The organism is Streptomyces sp. SudanB182_2057 (assembly GCF_964272715.1).
GTDB classification, from domain to species: domain Bacteria; phylum Actinomycetota; class Actinomycetes; order Streptomycetales; family Streptomycetaceae; genus Streptomyces; species Streptomyces rubradiris.
Genome location: NZ_OZ186798.1, coordinates 3719380 through 3739104, shown reverse-complemented (window position 1 = coordinate 3739104; position 19725 = coordinate 3719380). Strand labels below are relative to the sequence as shown.

Sequence of the window (19725 nt, the reverse complement as noted above, 5' to 3'; positions counted from 1 at the left end):
CCTCAGTCCCACCAGAACGACCAGCTGGTGGCGTCGAGCAGCGTCTCGGCGTACGCCCGCACGCTCCCCGGACCACTCTGTACGACGGCGTGCGGGCACAGGGCGTAGTGCTCGGCGGCGAGGACCTCGGCGTCGGCGAGGGTGCGGGGCGGGGCGGCGACGGACACCACGAGGGCGTCGAGCCCGAGCGCCACGATCCGGATGCCGAACCGGTCTTCCCAGGACCGCAGGACGGCGCAGACGCGGGCCACGTCGTGGTCGTAGTTCAGGGCGCCGGTCCAGCCGATGGCCGCGGGTATGTCGGCGGACCGGCGCGCCGGGACGAGGGCCAGGTGCGGTTCCTCTATCCACTCCGCCCATCGCGCCGGATCGCGGTGGAGGGCGTCGGCGACCGTGGCGGCGCGGGTGTCGGGATCGGCGTTCGGCAGGCCGGGGGAGGCGAGCCCCGGCCACTCGATGCCGAACGGCTCGATCTCATCGCTGAGGTGCCCCTCGGTCTCCTCCTCCCAGTACTCCGCGAGCACGTCGTCGACCAGGTGATCCCCCGGGTACGAGGCGTCGCCCGGCAGCAGCCCCCAGTCGTCCACGCCGACCCGGCAGCCGGCCAGGTCCACGAGCACGGGCAACAGCCCCGTACGGGCCGCCGGCGCGCCCAGGGCCTTCCAGGTGCCGGGCGAGGAGGGCTTCTCCGCGTGCCACAGGAGGGGTTGGTGCCAGGGCCCGTCTTCCGTCGCGTCGACCAGCCTGCCGGGCGGCAGTTGAAGCCCCAGGGAACGACCGCTGGGGTCGGTGGCCAGTTTGGGCAGCGGGTTGGGAAGAGTCGCCATGCCGCCGACTGTAGGGGCAGGCACTGACAACGGCGTTGAGCTGGGCCGGGGTTGTCCGGTTGCCGTGGGGCCGCCCGCTTCTCTGCGAGTGTCGTGCTTCCGCGAGCTGAGTCAAGGGCGCGTTCCGCGTCGCCTTCGGCGATGGGCCTCCGGCCCACCCTTGACACACCTCACTCCAGCACGGGGAAGAAGCGAGCGGGCAGCCCGGAGAAAGTGGCCGGCTCAGGTCCCTTGGCCCCTGCGGTGGGCTGCGTTCGCATCGTGGGTCGGGGACGCGCGCCCGCGCCTCGCCTGCACGCCGGGCCGGTCAAGCGGCTTGCGGGTGGGTGGTCGGGCGGTGGGTCCGGTCGGTGGGTGGGTAGTTTTGGAATGGGTGTCCATAACTAGGTCCCCCGCGTCCTCGCCCGCAGGCCGCCGCTGTGCCGACCCGGCGTGCTGGCGAGGTGCGGGTGCGTCCCCTCGGCGACGGCGCCTGGTCGGCTCGCTGGGGGCCCGGCGCCGGGCTGGGCCACTGTCCTTCCGGGCCGCTCGCTCGCTTCTACCTCGTGCTGGAGCGGGCCGGGTCAAGGGTGGGCCGCAGGCCCATCGGCGCAGCCGACGCGCAGCGCCCTTGACGCGGCCCGTGGAAGCACGACACTGCCCGAGAAGCGAGCGGCCCAACGGTCACTTGAGGGAAGAGGTGAACACGTCCCACGTGACGGGGCTGATGCGTAGGGTCCGGTCCTGGGAGGGGGCTTCCTTCGAGTCCCGGATGTGCACGGCGCCGGGAGACACAGCCACTTCAAGGCACTCGCCGCCGTTGCTGCCGCTGTAGCTCGACTTCCGCCACGTGACGGCTGCTTCGAGGCACTGGCCGCCCTCGTCGCCGCTGTAGGTCGACTTGAACCACTGAAGGGCTTCGGCGCTCATGGCTCTCCTAGCGGACGGTCGGTCACTTGAGAGAAGAGGTGAAGGTGTCCCATGCGGAGGGGCTGATGCGCAGGGTGCGGTCCTGGGAGGGTGCTTCCTTCGAGTCCCGGATGTGTACGGTGCCAGGAGAAACGGCTACTTCGAGGCACTCGCCGCCCTCGCTGCCGCTGTAGCTCGACTTGCGCCAAGTGAGGGCCACTTCGAGGCACTGACCGCCCTCGCTGCTGCTGTAGGTCGACTTGTACCACTGAAGCGCTTCCGTGCTCATTGCTCTCCTAGCAGGCCGTCGAGCAGGCCCATCGAGTAATCAGTGTTCAGGGCCTGTGTCCGCAGCATCGCATACTTGCGCGCCAAGATGGACACCTCATCTGCGTCGGAAACCCATTGGCTTCCGCGTTGGCCTTCGATGTACGCCAGGTGCTGGTGATCTGGCGTTTCCAGGAGGACGAAGGGGCCATCGAGACCTGCGTGCGAGACGCTGTCCAGAGTCAGAAACTGCACCGAGATGCAAGGGTGTTCGGCTACCCGGCGGAGGTGCTGCAACTGCTCGGTCTTGACGTCCGGTCCGCCGACAGCCAGATGCAGGACGGGTTCCCAGATGACGAAGCTGAGCGTAGGCGGAGACTTGCGTTGCAGAATCTCCTGACGTCCGATGCGTCCGGCTAGCTTGGTCTGGATCTCCTCTTCGTCATACGCGGGAACGCGTTCGCGTAGAACCGCACGCGCGTACGCCTCCGTCTGAAGCAGTCCGGGCAGAGTCTGGTTGGCGTACAAGGACAGTGCGATGGCCTCCCTCTCCTGCTCGATGTACTCCTCCGCCCACAACGGAAACTGGTCCACCTCAGGCAGGTTGGCCACCCCCGCCGCCAGCATCCCCTTGGACTCGAGGAACTCGTCGAACAGCTCGGCCATGTCCAGCTTCAGCACCCGTCGGCCTTGCTCGATGCTGGCGACCGTCTCCTCGTGGATGTTGAGCGCCGCGGCCAGGCCGGGCTGACTCAACCCTTTCGCGCGGCGGGCCGCGGCCAGTTGACGGCCCAGCATCTTCATGGCCGACTGGTTCTTCCTCCGTGTAGGCGTCATGCCTGCTGAACTCCCCACGCCGGTAGGCGGACCACCCCGCAGCAACCCGTACAAACACCTTGTACGGGATCACGTACTGAACCAGACTAGTTACGCTGCGCCACATTCGCCCCGTGAACGAGCACATGGAACTCCCCTGCCACCGCGACCGGTTCTACGCCCGCAGCCGCCGCTCGATCCCCGCGGCCAGGCAGCTCACCGAGGGGTCGCTGAAGGACTGGGGGCTGGAGGCGTGGGGCCGGTCTCACGACCTGTCGCTCTGCGTGAGCGAGTTGGCCACGAATGCCCTGCTGCACGGCGTGCCGAGGGGCCGGGGCTTTCTGCTCCGCCTGCGGTACGACGGCGAGCTGGTCCGTGTGGAGGTGCACGACAGCGGCCCCGGCACCCCTCGTGTCCCGGACGAGCCGGGCGGTCCGGAGAACGAGGGAGGCAGGGGCCTGCTGCTGGTGGCGGCGCTCAGCGACAAGTGGGGCGTCGGGGAGCGCACGCCGGGGAAGATCGTGTGGTGCGAGTTCGCCGTGCCGTGAGAAGGGCTCGGCGTCAGGTCAGGGTCGTGATGCAGAACGGGTGCCCGGCGGGGTCCAGCAGCACCCGCCACCGTTCCGGCTGAGGCTGGGGCTCCGGCTTGACCGCACCCCGGGCGAGGAGGTGCGCCTCGGCGGTGTCCAGGTCGTCGACGCCCACCTCGATGTGGGCCTGCTTCTCCTGGGCGGGGTCGGGCCAGGTGGGGCGGCGGTAGTCGGGGAGGCGGGTGAAGCCGAGGCCGGCCGTGCCGTCGGCGCCGCCGAGGAGGACGAAGTCGTCGGAGGAGTAGGTGGTGGCGAGGCCGAACATGTCGCCGTAGAAACGGGCGAGTTCGGCGGGGTCGGCGCAGTCGAAGGTGACGGCGGCGTAGCGGAAGGCGGGTGCGGACGTGGTTTCCGTGCTCATGGGGAGGACGGTAGGACGCGACCCGGACAGCTTCGGTCCTGGTTGGGGCGGGCGGTATGAAAAACTTCCGCCCGTGCTGAGCGCGTCCGCCCGTCTGCTGCGTCTGCTGTCGTTCCTCGCCGCCCGGCCCTCGTGGACGTGCGGCGAACTGGCCGAGCGGATGGGGGTCACGGACCGTACGGTGCGGCGCGACGTCGCGAAGCTGCGGGAGCTGGGGTACAGCGTCGATTCCGAGGCCGGGCCGTGGGGTGGGTACCGGCTGCGGGCCGGTTCGCGGGTGCCGCCGCTGATCCTGGACGACGAGGAGGCGCTGGCCGTGGCGGTCGGCCTGCGGGAGGTGGCGTTCGGCGGGATCCTCGGCGGGGACCAGGCCGCGCTGTCGGCGCTGCTGAAGCTGCGGCAGGTGCTGCCGGCGGGGGTGGCCGGGCGGCTGGGGGAGTGGGACGAGGCGTTCGTACGGCTGCCGTGGCCGGAGGAGGGGCGGTTGCGGCCGGGGATGCTGCTGGAGCTGGCGACGGCGTGCCGGCGCGGGGAGCGGGTGCGGTTGTCGTACTGCGACGGGAAGGGCCGGAACACGGTCCGGGACGTGGACCCGTACCGGCTGGTGCACACCGGCAGGCGTTGGTACTTCGTGGCGCGGGACGTGGTCCGGGGGTGGCGGACGTTCCGGGCGGACCGGGTGGAGCACGTGAACCCAACGGGGCAGAAGGTCGAGATCACCGACCCGCCGGACGCGGCCCAGCTGGTGTCCCACAACACGGCGAACGGTCCGTACCCGCTGTCGGCGACGATCCGCCTCCCGCTCCCCCTGCGAGAGGCCCAACGCCTGATCCCCCCGACCATCGGCACCCACCGGCCCGACGGCCCGGAGGCAACCGTGGTCGAGATAGGGGGCCCGACCCCGGAGGGCCTGGCCCACTACCTCCTGGGCCTGGCCACTCCCCTACAGGTCCTGTCCCCCGACTCGGTCCGCGAGTCCCTGCTCCACCGGACCCGGGAAATCCTGAGAAGCGTTGACCGGGACACTCGGACTTGAGTGCCTGAGCGCTGTCCCGTCATCGTCGCTTCGTGTCGGCTGGGCCAGACTCAGAAGCTTTCCGAGGTGGAGGCGCGCTCCGCTGCCGCTTGGACGGCGGGGATCAGGTCAGCGACCCTTTCGAGTTGGTCGCGCTGGGAGCGCAGGTCCAGGGCACCGAGGCGAGCGACGATGTGCCGAGCACCGGCGGCGACGTACCGTCCTAGGCGTTCAAGCACCTGGTCCGCGGAGCCGGTGACAACTGCCTGGTTCTTTTCCAGCTCCTCCAGTGGCATGCCGTACGTGGCCCGCGCGTAGTCGTCCAGTGCCCGACGGCCGCTCTCGATGTCGTTGTCGATCCGTACCGAGACGAAGAGTGCGGGGGTGATGTCCTCGGCCTTACGTCCTGCGTCGGTTGCCGCTTTGTGGACGCTGCGGAGGCCGGACGCGTAGTCGGCGGGGTCGGGCGGGTAGGGCAGCCATCCGTCGTACAGTCGGCCGGTGCGGGCCAGCGCTGTGGGGGTCGCACCGCCGAGCCAGATGGGCGGGCCGCCGGCTCGGGGCGGCCTGGTCGTGGGCGGGATGTCGTCGAACCGGAGGATCTCGCCGTGGAAGGCGTCGGCGCCGTCCCACAGGGCCCGCCACAGTGCGACAGTCTCGTCCAGGCGGGCGAAGCGCCTTTCCCACGGCAGCTCGGACAGTGTGTAGAGGGGCCGTCCGAAGCGGCCGGGGAAGCCGGCGCCGACGGTCACGGTGAGCCGGCCACCGGACAGCAGGTCGATCGACGCGAGTGCCTGCGCGGCCTGGATCGGCCGACGCAGGAACGGCATCAGTGCAGCTGTGCCCAGCGTCACGGCCTCGGTCACCGGAGCGAGTGCGGCCAGCATCGTGAGCGCTTCGACGCGCGGGCTGATCAGAGAATCGTTGGCGAAGAGCGAGGAGAAGCCCGAGCGTTCGGCGTAGCGGCCGAAAGCAACCAGCTCGCGAGGGTCGTCGGCGGGGCCCCACTGGGCGGTTCCGGTCGGAAGCAGTACACCGATGTCCATGCCGGCACTGTTCACGACCGGTACGAGTGGCGACAATTCCCTGCGGGGAATGGCCTGGGACCCTCCGCCGCCGTTACAACGGGCTCGTGGACTTCCCTCGTGCGCTTCGTGAACGTCGTACCCGCCGTCATGTCAGCCAGCTCGATCTGGCGCTGCGAGCGGGCACCACCCAGCGCTACCTCAGCTTCATCGAGTCCGGCAGGTCGGTCCCGGGCCGGAACATGGTCGTACGCCTGGCCGAGTCGCTGGAGCTGCCGCTGCGGGAGCGCAACGAGTTGCTGCTGGCCGCCGGATACGCACCCGCCTACTCGGAGAGCTCACTGGACGATCCGGTGCTGGCCCCCGTGCGCACGGCGATCGACCACATCCTCCGCGGGCATCTGCCGTATCCGGCGCTGGTTGTGGACCGGGGCGGTGACCTGGTCGCCGCGAATACCGCATTCGACTTGATCACCGAGGGGGCGGCTGAGGAGCTGGTGGGTCCGGGCACGAATATCTACCGCCTGGCGCTGCATCCCGGCGGGCTGGCTCCCCGTATTCTCAACCTCGCCGAGTGGGCGCGCCACATCATGGTGCGCCTTGGCCATCTGGACGAGTTGCGTGCCGAGCTCACCGGGTACGTTCCCGAGCTGGAGCCGTCCGCCGGGCAACTCGGTTTCGCGGTGCCGCTCCGCCTGCGGTCCTCGTACGGTGACCTCCGCCTGATGACTACGGTGACGACCTTCGCCACCGCCGTCGACGTGACGCTTGCCGAGTTGAAGCTGGAGGCGTTCCTTCCGGCCGACCCGGCGACGGCCGAGGCTCTCTCAGCAGCCGCCGGGGCAATGGCTTGTGCTGCGGCCGCTCAGGAGCCCGGGAACAGGTAATCGGTCTCGATGCGGCCGTTGTCGACGAGTACGAGGGTGTTCGAACCATCACCCTCCTTGCCGCCGGTATCCCGTGAGCGATGTCGAAGAACGTACCCTCAGAGTCTCTCCAGATCCCGAGGGCTGCCCGCGTCAGAGCTTCTCGGGGGTGCGGATGCCCAGGAGGGTCATGCCCTGGTGGAGGGTGCGGGCCGTGAGGTCGGAGAGGAAGAGGCGGTTCTCCACCTGCTCCGGCGTCTCGGCGCGCAGCACCGGGCACTTGTCGTAGAACGTCGTGAACAGCGAGGCCACCTGGTACAGGTACGCCGCCAGCTTGTGCGGGGCGTACTCCGCGGCCGCCTCGCGGACCGTCTCCGCGAAGGAGTCCAGGTGCAGGCCGAGGGCGCGTTCGGCGTCCGCCAGGGGCAGTTCGGGGTGGGCCGCCGGGCGGACCTCGCCGGCCTTGCGGAGGATGGACTGGATGCGGGCGTAGGCGTACTGGAGGTAGACGGACGTGTCGCCGTTGAGCGAGACCATCTGGTCCAGGTCGAACTTGTAGTCCCGGTTCGCCGACGTCGACAGGTCCGCGTACTTCACCGCGCCGATGCCCACCTGGGTGCCGCGCTCGGCGATCTCCTCCTCGGACAGGTCCTGTGCCTTCTCCCGGACCACGGCCGACGCCCGCTCGATCGCCTCGTCCAGCAGGTCGACCAGGCGGACCGTCTCGCCCTCACGGGTCTTGAACGGCTTGCCGTCCTTGCCGAGGACCGTGCCGAAGGCGAGCTGGACCGCCGTGACGTCGTCGCCCAGCCAGCCGGCCCGGCGCGCGGTCTCGAAGACCATCCGGAAGTGCAGGGCCTGCCGGGCGTCCACCACGTACAGCAGGGTGTTCGCCTTCAGGTTGAAGACGCGGTCGCGGATCGCGGACAGGTCGGTCGCCGCGTAGCCGTAGCCGCCGTCCGACTTCTGCACGATCAGCGGGACCGGCTTGCCGTCCGGGCCCTTGATGTCGTCGAAGAACACGCAGAGCGCGCCCTCGGAGCGGACCGCGACGCCCGACTCCTCCAGCAGGCGGCAGGTCTCCGCGAGCATGTCGTTGTAACCGGACTCGCCGACGATGTCCGCGTCCCGGATCTCCATGTCCAGCTTCTCGAAGACGGAGAAGAAGTAGATCTTCGACTCGTCCACGAACTTCTGCCACATGGCGAGCGTGTGCGGGTCGCCGGCCTGGAGGTCCACCACCCGGCGGCGGGCCCGCGTCTTGAACTCCTCGTCGGAGTCGAATTTCTTCCGCGCGGCCTTGTAGAGGCGGTCGAGGTTCGACATCGCCTCCTCGCCCGTCACCCGGTCGGCCTTGTGGTCCAGCTCGTGCGGGTGCTCGTCCAGGTACTGGATGAGCATGCCGAACTGGGTGCCCCAGTCGCCGATGTGGTGGCGGCGGATCACGTTCTCGCCGGTGAACTCCAGCAGCTGGACGACCGAGTCGCCGATCACCGCCGAGCGCAGGTGGCCGACGTGCATCTCCTTCGCCACGTTCGGCTGGGCGTAGTCGATCACCGTCGTGCCGGGGTCGGCGGCGGTGGGCACGCCGAGGCGGCCGGTGTCGTCCGCGTACCGCGCGGCCAGGTTCTCGGTGATCGCCTTGTCCGCGAGCGTGATGTTCAGGAAGCCGGGGCCGGACACCTCGATGTCCTTGATCACGTCACCCGTCACCACCCGGTCGACGACCTGGGTCGCCAGCTCCCGGGGGTTCGCCTTCGCCTTCTTGGCCAGGGCCAGGATGCCGTTGGCCTGGAAGTCGGCCCGGTCGCTTCGTCGCAGCAGCGGGTCCGCGCCGGCGGCCTCGGGCAGGGTGGCCGTGAGGGCGGACGCGAGGTGCTGCTGGACGTTGTCGCTGAGGGACGTGACCGAGGCCATGGGTGTGGGTGCCGTTCTCCTCGTGGATGGATAGACCCACCCAGTATCCCATGGGGGGTAAAGCCGTTTTCCCGGTCGACGGGCGGTCTGTGAGAATGGAGGCTCACCCCGTTCAGAAAGAAGGACGTGCCGATCGTGGCTCAGAGCACCGAGACCACCGACTGGGTCTCCCGTTTCGCGGATGAGGTCATCGAGGAGTCGGAGCGTCGGGCCCCGGGCAAACCGGTCGTCGTCGCGTCCGGACTCTCCCCCTCCGGTCCGATCCACCTCGGCAACCTCCGCGAGGTCATGACCCCGCACCTGGTCGCCGACGAGATCCGCCGCCGCGGCCGCGAGGTCCGGCACCTGATCTCCTGGGACGACTACGACCGCTACCGCAAGGTCCCGGCCGGCGTCCCCGGTGTGGACGAGACCTGGGCCGAGCACATCGGCAAGCCGCTGACCTCGGTCCCGGCGCCGAAGGGGTCGGCGTACCCGAACTGGGCCGAGCACTTCAAGGCCGCCATGGTCGAGGCGCTGGCGCAGCTCGGCGTGGAGTTCGACGGGATCAGCCAGACCGCGCAGTACACCTCCGGCGCCTACCGCGAGCAGATCCTGCACGCCATGCGGCACCGGCACGACATCGACGCGATCCTCGCCCAGTACCGGACGAAGAAGGCGCCGAAGAAGCAGCAGCAGAAGCCGGTGGACGAGGCCGAGCGGGAGGCCGAGGAGGGCTCCGGCGCCGCGTCCGAGGACGACGGCAGCTCCGGCTCCGCCGGGTACTTCCCGTACAAGCCGTACTGCGGCGGCTGCGGCAAGGACCTGACGACGGTCACCTCCTACGACGACGACACCACCGAGCTGTCGTACACCTGCACCGCCTGCGGCTTCGCCGAGACCGTCCGGCTCAGCGAGTTCGACCGGGGCAAGCTGGTGTGGAAGGTCGACTGGCCGATGCGCTGGGCGTACGAGGGCGTGGTCTTCGAGCCCAGCGGTGTGGACCACTCCTCGCCCGGCTCCAGCTTCCAGGTCGGCGGGCAGATCGCGCCGATCTTCGGCGGCGAGCAGCCGATCGGGCCCATGTACGCGTTCGTGGGCATCTCCGGCATGGCGAAGATGTCGTCCTCGCGCGGTGGCGTGCCCACCCCGTCGGACGCGCTGAAGATCATGGAGCCGCAGCTGCTGCGCTGGCTGTACGCCCGCCGCAAGCCCAACCAGTCCTTCAAGATCGCCTTCGACCAGGAGATCCAGCGGCTCTACGACGAGTGGGACAAGCTGGCCGCGAAGGTCGCCGACGGCTCCGCGCTGCCGGCCGACGTCGCCGCCCACACCCGCGCCGTCGGCACCGCCGCCGGTGAGCTGCCGAAGACGCCCCGCCCGCTGCCGTACCGCACGCTGGCGTCCGTCGCCGACATCACCGCCGGTCACGAGGACCAGGCGCTGCGCATCCTGTCCGAGCTGGATCCGGAGCAGCCGCTGGCCGCGCTGGACGAGGTGCGCCCGCGCTACGACCGGGCGGAGGCGTGGATCAACACGTACGTGCCCGCCGACCAGCGGACCATCGTGCGCGAGGAGCCCGACGCCGAGCTGCTGAAGTCCCTGGACGAGCCGTCCCGGCAGTCCGTGCGGCTGCTGCTGGACGGGCTCGCCGACCACTGGTCGCTCGACGGGCTGACCCACCTGGTGTACGGCGTGCCGAAGGTCCAGGCCGGGTTCTCCGCCGACGCCACGCCGAAGGAGCTGCCGCCGGAGATCAAGACGGCCCAGCGGACGTTCTTCGCCCTGCTGTACCACCTGCTCGTCGGCCGCGACACCGGCCCCCGCCTGCCCACCCTGCTGCTGGCTGTGGGTCAGGAGCGGGTACGGACGCTGCTCGGGGAGTAAGCCGTACGGAGACAGGGGTCCTCTTCCTTCCGGGAGAGGGCCCCTTTTTCCGTGCCCGCGCGCCTCTTCGTACGGCCCTCCCCACCTTCGTTCCGGGGGCCTGCCGCAGTGCCCGGGCCCCGTTGCGCGTGATCGGCTGGGCGGTACGGGAATCGTGTGACGGCAGGGGGAGAAGTGAGGGTTCGGATCGCCGGTGCCGCGTGGCTCGCCGGGGTGGCGCAGTTCTTCGCGGTGCACGGGATCGCGCAGTCGGCCTGGGACCGGCCGTACAGCTGGGCCCGGAACAACATCAGCGACCTGGGCAACGCCCGGTGCGCCGTCCAGCCCGATCCCACGCCCCGGTACGTGTGCTCGCCCGAGCACGGCCTGATGAACGGCTCGTTCGTCGTCCTGGGCGCGCTGCTCGTCGTCGGTGTCGTGCTGTCCGGGCCGCTGTGGCGGCGCGGGGCCACCGCCCGGGTGGCCCGGGTCCTGCTGGCCGGCGCGGGCGCGGGCTTCGTGCTCGCCGGGCTGGCACCGGCGGACACCAGCGAGAACGTACACGTCCTGGGCGCCCTGCTCATCATGGGCACGGGCAACGCCGGCCTGCTGCTGGCGGGGGCCGGCCTGACGCCCCACGGCCCGGCCCTGTCGCGCCGGGCCGCCGGACCGCTGGGAGTCGTGGCGCTCGCCGCGTGCGGGCTCTTCCTCTCCGGCCACTACCTGGGGCTGGGCATGGGCGGCATGGAGCGGGTCGCGGTCTTCCCCGTGCTGGTGTGGGCGCTGCTCACCGGCGCGTACGGCCTGCTGCGTCCGCCGGCGCCCGCGGTCCGGTGAGCGCGGCCGTCACGCGATGTGGTCCTCCTCCAGCTCCGCGTTGAAGCGGTTGGTGAAGCGGTTGACCATGCGCTCGGCGTCGCGCGGGGCCAGCGTGATGCGGTACGTCGCCTCGACCGCCTCGCCGAACTGGTGCGGGGTGGGGAAGCTGCCGTCGATCGACTTGCGGAAGACCTGGTAGTAGTCCTCCTCCGTCGGGTCCGGTTCCGGGCTGCCGCCGCCCTCGCCGAGTTCGCGGGTGCGGGACGGGCTCACCGGGATCGGGAAGCTGCCCGTCTCCTCCGGGGAGGGCTGCTGGAAGTCCTCCGGGGCCTGCTCCTCGTACCAGCCCTCGTACTGCTCCTCGGGGGCGTACTGGGGTTCCTGGAGCATCGGGTCGTAGGTGGGGTCGTAGCCGCCGTGGTACTCGACCTCGCGCGGGGCCTGGAACCAGGGGCTCTGCTCGTCGGCCGGGGGTGCCTCGGCGGGCCGCCGCGCGGCGGCGGGGTCCGGCCGGTGCGGGGCCGCCTCGACCGGGCGGTCGGCCGCGGCGGCGCGGTCGGCCGTGGCGGGGGCGAGGGCCTGCGGGCGCGGGGCCGGGGGGAGCAGGGCCGGGTCGATGCCCGCCGCGGCCAGGCCCGCCGGGGCCGTGTCCGCGAGCGGGACGCCGTAGCGCGCCAGGCGCAGCGGCATCAGGGACTCCACCGGGGCCTTGCGGCGCCAGGCGCGGCCGAACCGGGAGCGCAGCCGGGCCTGGTAGACGAGACGTTCCTGCTCCAGCTTGATGACCTGGTCGTAGGAGCGCAGCTCCCACAGCTTCATGCGGCGCCACAGCAGGAACGTCGGCAGCGGGGAGAGCAGCCAGCGGGTGAGGCGGACGCCCTCCATGTGCTTGTCCGCCGTGATGTCGGCGATGCGGCCGACCGCGTGCCGGGCCGCCTCGACCGCCACCACGAACAGCACCGGGATCACCGCGTGCATGCCCACGCCCAGCGGGTCCGGCCAGGCGGCGGCGCCGTTGAACGCGATCGTCGCCGCCGTCAGCAGCCACGCCGTCTGGCGCAGCAGCGGGAAGGGGATCCGGGTCCAGGTCAGCAGCAGGTCGAGGGCGAGCAGGACGCAGATGCCCGCGTCGATGCCGATCGGGAACACATAGGAGAAGTTCCCGAAGCCCTTCTTGACGGCCAGCTCACGGACGGCCGCGTACGAACCGGCGAAGCCGATACCGGCGATGATCAGCGCACCGGTCACGACCACGCCGATGAGAACGCGGTGCATCCGAGTCAGCTGCGGTGGCCCGGCCACTCGTACTCCCCTCCCGTTGCCTGTTGTTGCGCGCAACAGGGTGGCACACGTGTACGAGGAACGCGGTACCGGTCACCCGCTGCGCCCGTACGGTCAGGCCTTCTTCTGGGCCGGCTCGGAGGCGGACGCGCTCGGCGAGGACGACTGAGAGGGCTTCCCGGACGCGGAGTCCGACGGCTGCGAACTCGCGTCGCCCGCCGCGCCGTTGGCCTTCGATACCGACGCCACGGCCTCCTTCAGCGCCTGCTGCGCGTCCTTCATGAGGTCGTCGGCGTCCGGCGTCTTCTCGCCCGCGAGACCGGCGCCGTTGTAGTCCAGGGTGACCACGACGTTCTCCACCCGGGCGACGACCGTCTGCTGCTTGAAGAGGCCCTCCTTCTTCTTCAGGTCGTAGCGCACCGCCGCCGCCTCCGCGCCGGTCCCGGACAGCGGCACCATCTTGGTGTCCTTCGCGCCGTCCACCGACTGGGCGTCCTGCACCTGCCGGCTGAAGTACGCGTGCGCCTGCTCGTCGGCGGCGCCCCGCGTGACGTCCGAGTCGAAGCGCAGCAGGGAGACGTTCAGCCAGCGGAACTGCGAGCCCTTCACGCCGTTGTTGGCCAGGCTGTCCCAGGCGCAGGAGGCGCGCGACGACGGCTCGTCGGAGCCGCCCTTCTTGCCCGACTTGGAGGCCTTGGGGACCAGGTCGCCGAGGGTCTTCTGCGCCAGCACGGTGCACGGGTCGGGCAGCTTGGCGTACGCGGCGGGCCGCACGGTCGGCGACGCGCTCGCGGACGGCTTGGTGCTGCCGCTCGCCGTCTCCCCGGCGCTCTCGCCGGTCTTGGCCTTGGAGTCACCGGAGTCCGAGGAGCAGCCGGCGGTGATCAGGACCGCCGGAACGGCTGCCGCGCAGACCAGCGCGTGGCGCAGGCGCTTGGCTCGCTGGTGTCGCTGGGCACGGTCGTCTCGCTGGGCTGCTCGCTGCATGGTTCCTTCACTCATGACGCTCGGTGTTCGTGCGGGTTCCTGCGGGGCCACGGTACGCGGTGCGGAGGCCGTGCGGTGCCCGGCCGTGGGACGGGCGGCGGGGCCGGCCGGGCGGTCAGCCGCCGAGCGCGTCGTCCAGCCGGGCGGCCAGATCACGGGCCCTGTCCTGCATTTCCTTGCTGTCCGGGACCGTTCCGGTGGCCGTCGGCTGCTCCTCGTACTGGAGGGTGACGACGACGTTGGACGTGCGGAACACCACAGTCACCGTGCGCTGTTCGGCGGTCGGACCGGAGGTGCTCAGCCGGTCGTCCAAGTACGCCTCGTCCCCGAGGTCGGACAGGGTGCGCGGCTGGAGCTCGGCGGAGGCGTCGGCGGAGGCGTCGGTGGAGCCGGACGGCGTGGCCGGGGCGGAGCCCGAAGTGGCGGAGGCAGAGGGGGAGTTGCTGGACGGGTCCTTCGCCGACGCGGACGCGCCGCCGCTCGGGGTGCCCTTCGCGGACGCCGTCGGCGTGGGCGACGCGGGCGGTGCCGTGTCCCCGCTCGGCGCGGGCAGGTCGGCGGCGGCCTGCTTCTCCTGGAACAGCCGCTGCGCCTGGTCGTCGTCGCTGACCGCGTTGTCGTACGACACCACGCGCTCGAAGTCGACGGAGAGGCGGTCGGTGACGTCGGCCGAGTCGACCTTCCAGCGGCAGCCCACCTTGCGGTCGGTGTCGAAGGTCAGCTCGGCCGCGCCCTGGTAGGCCCGGTCCCGCTGGACGGGGTCGGTGATCCGCTGGATGCCGGGCAGCAGCGTGTCCAGGGCGTCGTGGCCGACCGCGCCGCAGGGCTCGGGGAGCGTGCGGTACTTGCCGGGCTGCGCGTCGACGGCCGTCCGGCCGGTGTCGCCCGGGTTGGCGTTGTCCGCCGGGCCGGTGTCCCCGGAGCCGCTCGTGCAGCCGGCCAGCAGCGCCGCGAGGAGGGCGGCGGTGCCGGTTGCGTAGGCCTTCCGCTGCACGGTCGGGCTCCTCTCGACGGTGGGTGCGCACTCGGTGCTCCAGTGTCCCCGCCGGTTATTCGCTTGCCGCGGCGGGGCGTCTCTTGCAGACAATGTGTATCGCACGCACTGCCGTGGCCGCCGGTCCCTCGTCGCTTTCGCCGACCTTGGCGCCTCTTTTGCGTTTTGCTGCTTTTAAGCCTTTTGTTGCCATTCCCCGGGGGAAAGAGGAAGACATGTCGTACGTGGAGATACCGGGCGCGAAGGTGCCGATCCGGATGTGGACGGACCCGGCGACGGTCGAGGACGTGGCCCTGCGCCAGCTCCAGAACGTGGCGACCCTGCCGTGGATCGAGGGCCTGGCCGTGATGCCGGACGTGCACTACGGCAAGGGCGCGACGGTCGGCTCGGTCATCGCGATGCGGGACGCGGTGTGCCCGGCGGCGGTGGGCGTGGACATCGGCTGCGGGATGTCGGCGGTCAAGACCTCCCTGACCGCGAACGACCTGCCCGGGGACCTGTCCCGGCTGCGGTCGAGGATCGAGCAGTCCATCCCGGTGGGCCGGGGGATGCACGACGACCCGGTCGAGCCCCGGGGCTTCCACGGACTGGCCACGGCCGGCTGGGAGGACTTCTGGGGGCGGTTCGACGGGGTCGCCGAAGCGGTCAGGTTCCGTCAGGAGCGTGCCTGGAAGCAGATGGGCACGCTCGGCGGCGGAAACCACTTCATCGAGGTGTGCACCGACACGGACGGTTCCGTGTGGCTGATGCTCCACTCCGGCTCCCGCAACATCGGCAAGGAACTCGCCGAGCACCACATCGGCGTCGCCCAGAAGCTCCCGCACAACCAGGGCCTGGTCGACCGCGACCTCGCCGTCTTCGTCGCGGACACCCCGCAGATGGCGGCCTACCGCAACGACCTGTTCTGGGCGCAGGAGTACGCCAAGTACAACCGCATGCTCATGATGGCGCTCCTGAAGGACGTGATCCGCAAGGAGTTCAAGAAGGCCAAGCCGGTCTTCGAGCAGGAGATCTCCTGCCACCACAATTACGTCGCGGAGGAGCGGTACGACGGCATGGACCTGCTCGTCACCCGCAAGGGCGCGATCCGGGCCGGCTCCGGGGACTACGGCATCATCCCCGGCTCGATGGGCACGGGCTCGTACATCGTGCGCGGCCTCGGCAACGAGCTGGCGTTCAACTCGGCCTCGCACGGCGCCGGCCGGCGGATGAGCCGGAACGCGGCCAAGCGGCGCTTCTCCACGAAGGACCTGGAGGAGCAGACCCGGGGCGTGGAGTGCCGCAAGGACTCCGGTGTCGTGGACGAGATCCCCGGCGCCTACAAGTCGATCGACCAGGTCATCGACCAGCAGCGGGACCTGGTGCGGGTGGTGGCCAAGCTGAGGCAGGTCGTCTGCGTCAAGGGCTGACGCCGGGACCGGGCCGCAGCGAGTCCAGCCAGCGCAGCAGGCGGGCGGCCTCGCGGGTCGTGACGGACGGGTCGCGCAGGGCGTGGGTCAGGACGGCCATGCCCTGGTGGGCGGAGACCAGGGTCAGGGCGTGGCCGTCGGGGTCGGGGACGCCCCAGGCGCGGAACTGGGCGCCGGTCCAGTCCAACAGGCGGCGCAGCACCGCGCCGGCCTCGGCGTGCAGCGTGCCGTCCGCGCGCTTGCCGAGTTCGGCGGCCAGGGTGCCGGTGGGGCAGCCGTGCCGGGCGGTGCTCTCGCGCTGGGACACCCAGGTCTCGACCAGGGCCCTGAGGCGGTCGGGCGGGGCCGGCAGCCGGTCCAGCCCGGCGGTGAGCTCGTCCAGCCGGTCGCGGTGCTCGCCCAGCGCCGCCCGGACCAGCTCGTCCTTGGTCTTGAAGTAGTAGTAGACGTTCCCGACCGGGACGCCGGCCTCCTGCGCGATGTCGGCGAGGGTGGTGCGCTCCACGCCCTGCTCGTGCAGGACCCGGGCCGCCGCCGCCGCGAGGCGCCGGCGCTTCTGTGCCGCCTGCGTCCGACGGTCGACCGAGTTCGTCATCCGACCGACTATAGGCCGTGATGTCCCGGATCCTACTTCGCGTGCCGTACCGCGTAGATCATGACGAACGCCAGGAAGTGGATGCCGAAGAGGAAGTAGGCGAGGAAGTACCAGACCTGGCGTTCGTCCTTCGTCTCCTGGGCCAGCCGGCGCCGCTCCAGGGACCGCGCCGGGTCGTCCGCCGGGGGCGTGCCGTCGGTCATCCCTGTTCCCGGTGCACCTTGGTGTTGGACGCCTGGGCGCGCGGGCGCACCACCAGCAGGTCGATGTTGACGTGGCTGGGGCGGGTCACCGCCCAGGTGATCGTCTCGGCCACGTCGTCGGCGGTCAGGGGCTCGGCCACGCCCTCGTACACCTTGGCCGCCTTGTCCGTGTCGCCGCCGAAGCGGGTCAGGGCGAACTCCTCCGTGCGGACCATGCCGGGCGCGATCTCGACGACCCGGACCGGCCGGCCGACGATCTCCAGGCGGAGGGTCTCGGCGAGCACGTGCTCGCCGTGCTTGGCGGCGACATAGCCGCCGCCGCCCTCGTAGGTGCCGTGGCCGGCGGTGGAGGAGACGACCACGACCACGCCGTCGCCGCTCGCCTCCAGCTTCGGCAGCAGCGCCTGCGTCACGTTCAGTGTGCCGATGACGTTCGTCTCGTACATCGCGCGCCAGTCCGCCGGGTCGCCGCTGGCCACCGGGTCCGCGCCGAGGGCGCCGCCCGCGTTGTTCACCAGGACGCCGATCGTCTTGAAGGCGGAGGCGAACTCGTCCACGGCCGCGCGGTCGGTCACGTCGAGCTGGTAGGCCACCGCCGAGTGCCCGGCCTTCGTCAGCTCCTCGGCGAGGGCCTCGATACGGTCCTTGCGGCGGGCGGTGAGGACGACGCGGTAGCCGGCCGCGGCGAGCTGCCGGGCCGTGGCGGCGCCGATGCCACTGCTCGCGCCGGTGACGACGGCGATGCGGGAGGCGGCGGACGGGGCGGCGGTGGCCATGGCTGCTCCTGGGCGGGCGTCGGGACGGTTCCGTCCAGCGTATGTGAGGCCTCAGCCGCCGTTCCGGGGCGCCCACATGATGATCGCCATCCCGGCGAGGCAGACCAGCGCGCCGGCGATGTCCCAGCGGTCGGGCCGGTAGCCGTCGGCGATCACGCCCCACAGGATCGAGCCGGCCACGAAGATCCCGCCGTAGGCGGCGAGGATGCGGCCGAAGTGGGCGTCGGGCTGGAAGGTGGCGACGAAGCCGTACGCGCCGAGCGCGAGGACGCCCCCGGTGATCCACAGCGCGCCCCGGTGCTCCCGTACGCCCTGCCAGACCAGCCAGGCGCCGCCGATCTCGAACAGCGCGGCGACGACGAACAGGGCGGCGGAGCGGAGGATCGGCATGCGGGCAGCTTCGCACGCGGCGCTCGCGCGGTCCGTGCCGCCGGCCACGGGGACGGTCCGCGCCCTGCGGTACGGGTGAGGAATATCCGGGCCCGGGCTACAGTTGGAGGGGTGTAGTTGAACGATCAACCAAATGGAGGCGGTCATGCAGTTCGGGATCTTCAGCGTCGGGGACGTGACCACGGACCCGACCACCGGACGGACGCCGACCGAGGCCGAGCGGATCAAGGCGATGGTCGCCATCGCGCTGAAGGCGGAGGAGGTCGGGCTGGACGTCTTCGCCACCGGTGAGCACCACAACCCGCCGTTCGTGCCGTCGTCGCCGACCACGATGCTCGGCTACATAGCCGCCCGCACCGAGAGGCTCATCCTGTCCACCTCCACCACCCTGATCACCACCAACGACCCGGTGAAGATCGCGGAGGACTTCGCGATGCTCCAGCACCTGGCCGACGGCCGGGTGGACCTGATGATGGGCCGGGGCAACACCGGGCCGGTGTACCCGTGGTTCGGCCAGGACATCCGGCAGGGCATCAACCTCGCCATCGAGAACTACGCCCTGCTGCGCCGGCTGTGGCGCGAGGACGTCGTGGACTGGGAGGGGAAGTTCCGCACTCCGCTGCAGGGCTTCACCTCCACGCCCCGCCCGCTGGACGGGGTCGCGCCGTTCGTCTGGCACGGCTCCATCCGCTCCCCGGAGATCGCCGAGCAGGCCGCGTACTACGGCGACGGCTTCTTCCACAACAACATCTTCTGGCCCGCCGACCACACCAAGCGGATGATCGAGCTGTACCGCAAGCGCTACGCCCACCACGGGCACGGCACCCCGGAGCAGGCGATCGTCGGCCTGGGCGGCCAGGTCTTCATGCGGAAGAACTCCCAGGACGCGGTACGGGAGTTCCGCCCGTACTTCGACAACGCCCCGGTCTACGGCCACGGGCCCTCGCTGGAGGACTTCACCGAGCAGACACCGCTCACCGTGGGCTCCCCGCAGCAGGTGATCGAGAAGACGCTCTCCTTCCGCGAGTACGCCGGCGACTACCAGCGCCAGCTGTTCCTGATGGACCACGCCGGCCTGCCGCTGAAGACCGTCCTGGAACAGCTCGACATGCTCGGCGAGGAGGTCGTGCCCGTGCTGCGCGAGGAGTTCGCCAAGAACCGTCCGGCCGACGTGCCGGACGCCCCCACCCACCAGTCCCTGACCGCCGCCGCGCGGAAGGAGGCCGTCGCATGAAGCTCGTCGTCATCTCGGCGGGACTGAGCGTCCCGTCCTCCACCCGGCTGCTGGCCGACCGGCTGGCCGCCGCCGTCCACGGGCACACGCCGGTGGACGTCCGGGTGGTCGAGGTGCGCGACCTCGCCGTCGAGATCGCGCACCGGTTCACCAACGGCTTCCCGGGCAAGGCCCTCGCCGCCGCGCAGGACGCGGTGGCGGAGGCCGACGGGCTGATCGTGGTCACGCCGGTGTTCAGCGCGTCGTACAGCGGGCTGTTCAAGTCCTTCTTCGACGTGCTGGACAAGGACGCGCTGGCGGGCAAGCCGGTGCTGATCGCGGCGACCGGGGGCTCGGCACGGCACTCGCTGGTGCTGGAGCACGCGCTGCGCCCGCTGTTCGCCTACCTGCGGGCCGTGGTCGTCCCCACCGCCGTGTACGCCGCCTCCGAGGACTGGGGCGCCGAGGGACTGCCCGAGCGGATCGAGCGGGCGGCGGGGGAGCTGGCCGCGCTGATGCCGGCTACGGCGGCCCGGCGCGCGGCGGACGAGGATGTGGTGCCGTTCGCCGAGCGGCTGGCGGCGCTGGGGCAGTGACGGACCACGGGTCACGGGCCACCGTCGCCCGTCCCGGCCGGCGGG

22 protein-coding genes are annotated in these 19725 nt (G+C 71.0%); 8 read left to right on the top strand and 14 right to left on the bottom strand.

All coding sequences use genetic code 11. The features are described from left to right. Positions 1–2: 2 nt before the first annotated feature. The 4 genes from ACSURM_RS16155 to ACSURM_RS16140 form a co-directional block, all read right to left on the bottom strand. On the bottom strand, positions 3–827 hold the full coding sequence (locus ACSURM_RS16155) for a DUF4253 domain-containing protein (RefSeq protein ID WP_436955783.1): 825 nt from the start codon (positions 825–827) through the stop codon (positions 3–5). Positions 828–1490: 663 nt separating this feature from the next. Further along, positions 1491–1736, bottom strand: a complete 246-nt coding sequence (locus tag ACSURM_RS16150) for a DUF397 domain-containing protein (protein ID WP_436955781.1) — start codon at positions 1734–1736, stop codon at positions 1491–1493. Positions 1737–1758: 22 nt separating this feature from the next. Then, a complete protein-coding gene (locus ACSURM_RS16145; RefSeq protein WP_436955779.1) occupies positions 1759–2004 on the bottom strand; it encodes a DUF397 domain-containing protein in 246 nt (81 codons plus the stop codon). Further along, on the bottom strand, positions 2001–2786 hold the full coding sequence (locus tag ACSURM_RS16140; protein WP_436955778.1) for a helix-turn-helix domain-containing protein: 786 nt from the start codon (positions 2784–2786) through the stop codon (positions 2001–2003). The genes ACSURM_RS16145 and ACSURM_RS16140 overlap by 4 nt, the downstream gene beginning before the upstream one ends. Positions 2787–2932: 146 nt before the next feature. Here ACSURM_RS16140 and ACSURM_RS16135 point away from each other — a divergent pair, with 146 nt between their 5' ends. After that, complete coding sequence (locus ACSURM_RS16135; protein WP_436955776.1) at positions 2933–3346, top strand: ATP-binding protein; 414 nt, start codon at positions 2933–2935, stop codon at positions 3344–3346. A 13-nt stretch (positions 3347–3359) separates the two neighbouring features. Here the strand turns inward: ACSURM_RS16135 and ACSURM_RS16130 are convergent, their stop codons facing one another. Next, positions 3360–3749: a VOC family protein gene (locus ACSURM_RS16130; RefSeq protein WP_436955774.1), complete on the bottom strand. Its 390-nt coding sequence runs from the start codon at positions 3747–3749 to the stop codon at positions 3360–3362. Between the two features lie 73 nt (positions 3750–3822). Here ACSURM_RS16130 and ACSURM_RS16125 point away from each other — a divergent pair, with 73 nt between their 5' ends. Continuing rightward, positions 3823–4785 carry a helix-turn-helix transcriptional regulator gene (locus ACSURM_RS16125; protein WP_436955772.1) on the top strand — a complete coding sequence of 321 codons (963 nt, stop codon included), beginning with the start codon at positions 3823–3825 and terminating at the stop codon, positions 4783–4785. A gap of 50 nt (positions 4786–4835) precedes the next feature. Here ACSURM_RS16125 and ACSURM_RS16120 read toward each other — a convergent pair whose 3' ends face one another. Then, positions 4836–5810, bottom strand: coding sequence for an LLM class flavin-dependent oxidoreductase (locus ACSURM_RS16120; RefSeq protein ID WP_436955771.1), 975 nt, complete (start codon positions 5808–5810; stop codon positions 4836–4838). A gap of 86 nt (positions 5811–5896) precedes the next feature. Between ACSURM_RS16120 and ACSURM_RS16115 the strand changes: the two genes are divergently transcribed. Then, the gene (locus ACSURM_RS16115; RefSeq protein ID WP_436955770.1) at positions 5897–6676 is read left to right on the top strand and encodes a helix-turn-helix domain-containing protein; all 780 of its coding nucleotides are present in this window, start codon (positions 5897–5899) and stop codon (positions 6674–6676) included. A 132-nt stretch (positions 6677–6808) separates the two neighbouring features. Here the strand turns inward: ACSURM_RS16115 and argS are convergent, their stop codons facing one another. Further along, on the bottom strand, positions 6809–8572 hold the full coding sequence (gene argS, locus ACSURM_RS16110) for an arginine--tRNA ligase (RefSeq protein WP_436955769.1): 1764 nt from the start codon (positions 8570–8572) through the stop codon (positions 6809–6811). Between the two features lie 126 nt (positions 8573–8698). Between argS and lysS the strand changes: the two genes are divergently transcribed. Together lysS and ACSURM_RS16100 are read left to right on the top strand one after the other, a co-directional pair. Continuing rightward, the gene (gene lysS, locus ACSURM_RS16105; RefSeq protein ID WP_436955767.1) at positions 8699–10438 is read left to right on the top strand and encodes a lysine--tRNA ligase; all 1740 of its coding nucleotides are present in this window, start codon (positions 8699–8701) and stop codon (positions 10436–10438) included. A 174-nt stretch (positions 10439–10612) separates the two neighbouring features. Beyond that, entirely contained in the window at positions 10613–11254 is a 642-nt protein-coding gene (locus ACSURM_RS16100) for a DUF998 domain-containing protein (RefSeq protein ID WP_436955765.1), read from the top strand. A gap of 9 nt (positions 11255–11263) precedes the next feature. Here the strand turns inward: ACSURM_RS16100 and ACSURM_RS16095 are convergent, their stop codons facing one another. The 3 genes from ACSURM_RS16095 to ACSURM_RS16085 form a co-directional block, all read right to left on the bottom strand. Continuing rightward, complete coding sequence (locus ACSURM_RS16095; RefSeq protein WP_436955763.1) at positions 11264–12511, bottom strand: DUF2637 domain-containing protein; 1248 nt, start codon at positions 12509–12511, stop codon at positions 11264–11266. A 120-nt stretch (positions 12512–12631) separates the two neighbouring features. After that, positions 12632–13504 carry a DUF3558 family protein gene (locus ACSURM_RS16090; RefSeq protein WP_436955761.1) on the bottom strand — a complete coding sequence of 291 codons (873 nt, stop codon included), beginning with the start codon at positions 13502–13504 and terminating at the stop codon, positions 12632–12634. A 115-nt stretch (positions 13505–13619) separates the two neighbouring features. Continuing rightward, on the bottom strand, positions 13620–14498 hold the full coding sequence (locus ACSURM_RS16085) for a DUF3558 domain-containing protein (RefSeq protein ID WP_436955759.1): 879 nt from the start codon (positions 14496–14498) through the stop codon (positions 13620–13622). Between the two features lie 215 nt (positions 14499–14713). Here ACSURM_RS16085 and ACSURM_RS16080 point away from each other — a divergent pair, with 215 nt between their 5' ends. Beyond that, positions 14714–15907 carry an RtcB family protein gene (locus tag ACSURM_RS16080; RefSeq protein ID WP_436955758.1) on the top strand — a complete coding sequence of 398 codons (1194 nt, stop codon included), beginning with the start codon at positions 14714–14716 and terminating at the stop codon, positions 15905–15907. On the opposite strand, the gene ACSURM_RS16075 is transcribed toward ACSURM_RS16080, so the two are convergent. From ACSURM_RS16075 to ACSURM_RS16060, 4 genes are read right to left on the bottom strand one after another with little or no spacing between them, the layout of a single operon-like run. Then, positions 15897–16502 (bottom strand): TetR/AcrR family transcriptional regulator, encoded by a 606-nt coding sequence (locus ACSURM_RS16075; protein WP_436955757.1) that lies wholly within the window; start codon positions 16500–16502, stop codon positions 15897–15899. The two genes, ACSURM_RS16080 and ACSURM_RS16075, sit on opposite strands and share 11 nt — an antisense overlap. 32 nt (positions 16503–16534) lie before the next feature. Beyond that, positions 16535–16705, bottom strand: a complete 171-nt coding sequence (locus tag ACSURM_RS16070) for a hypothetical protein (protein WP_436955755.1) — start codon at positions 16703–16705, stop codon at positions 16535–16537. Further along, the gene (locus ACSURM_RS16065) at positions 16702–17481 is read right to left on the bottom strand and encodes an SDR family NAD(P)-dependent oxidoreductase (protein ID WP_436955753.1); all 780 of its coding nucleotides are present in this window, start codon (positions 17479–17481) and stop codon (positions 16702–16704) included. Before ACSURM_RS16065 ends, ACSURM_RS16070 begins: the two co-directional genes overlap by 4 nt. Positions 17482–17532: 51 nt before the next feature. Then, on the bottom strand, positions 17533–17871 hold the full coding sequence (locus ACSURM_RS16060; protein ID WP_436955752.1) for a YnfA family protein: 339 nt from the start codon (positions 17869–17871) through the stop codon (positions 17533–17535). A 145-nt stretch (positions 17872–18016) separates the two neighbouring features. Here ACSURM_RS16060 and ACSURM_RS16055 point away from each other — a divergent pair, with 145 nt between their 5' ends. Together ACSURM_RS16055 and ACSURM_RS16050 are read left to right on the top strand one after the other, a co-directional pair. Further along, a complete protein-coding gene (locus ACSURM_RS16055) occupies positions 18017–19105 on the top strand; it encodes an LLM class flavin-dependent oxidoreductase (protein WP_436955750.1) in 1089 nt (362 codons plus the stop codon). Then, a complete protein-coding gene (locus tag ACSURM_RS16050; protein ID WP_436955748.1) occupies positions 19102–19680 on the top strand; it encodes a CE1759 family FMN reductase in 579 nt (192 codons plus the stop codon). Before ACSURM_RS16055 ends, ACSURM_RS16050 begins: the two co-directional genes overlap by 4 nt. Positions 19681–19725 lie beyond the last annotated feature (45 nt).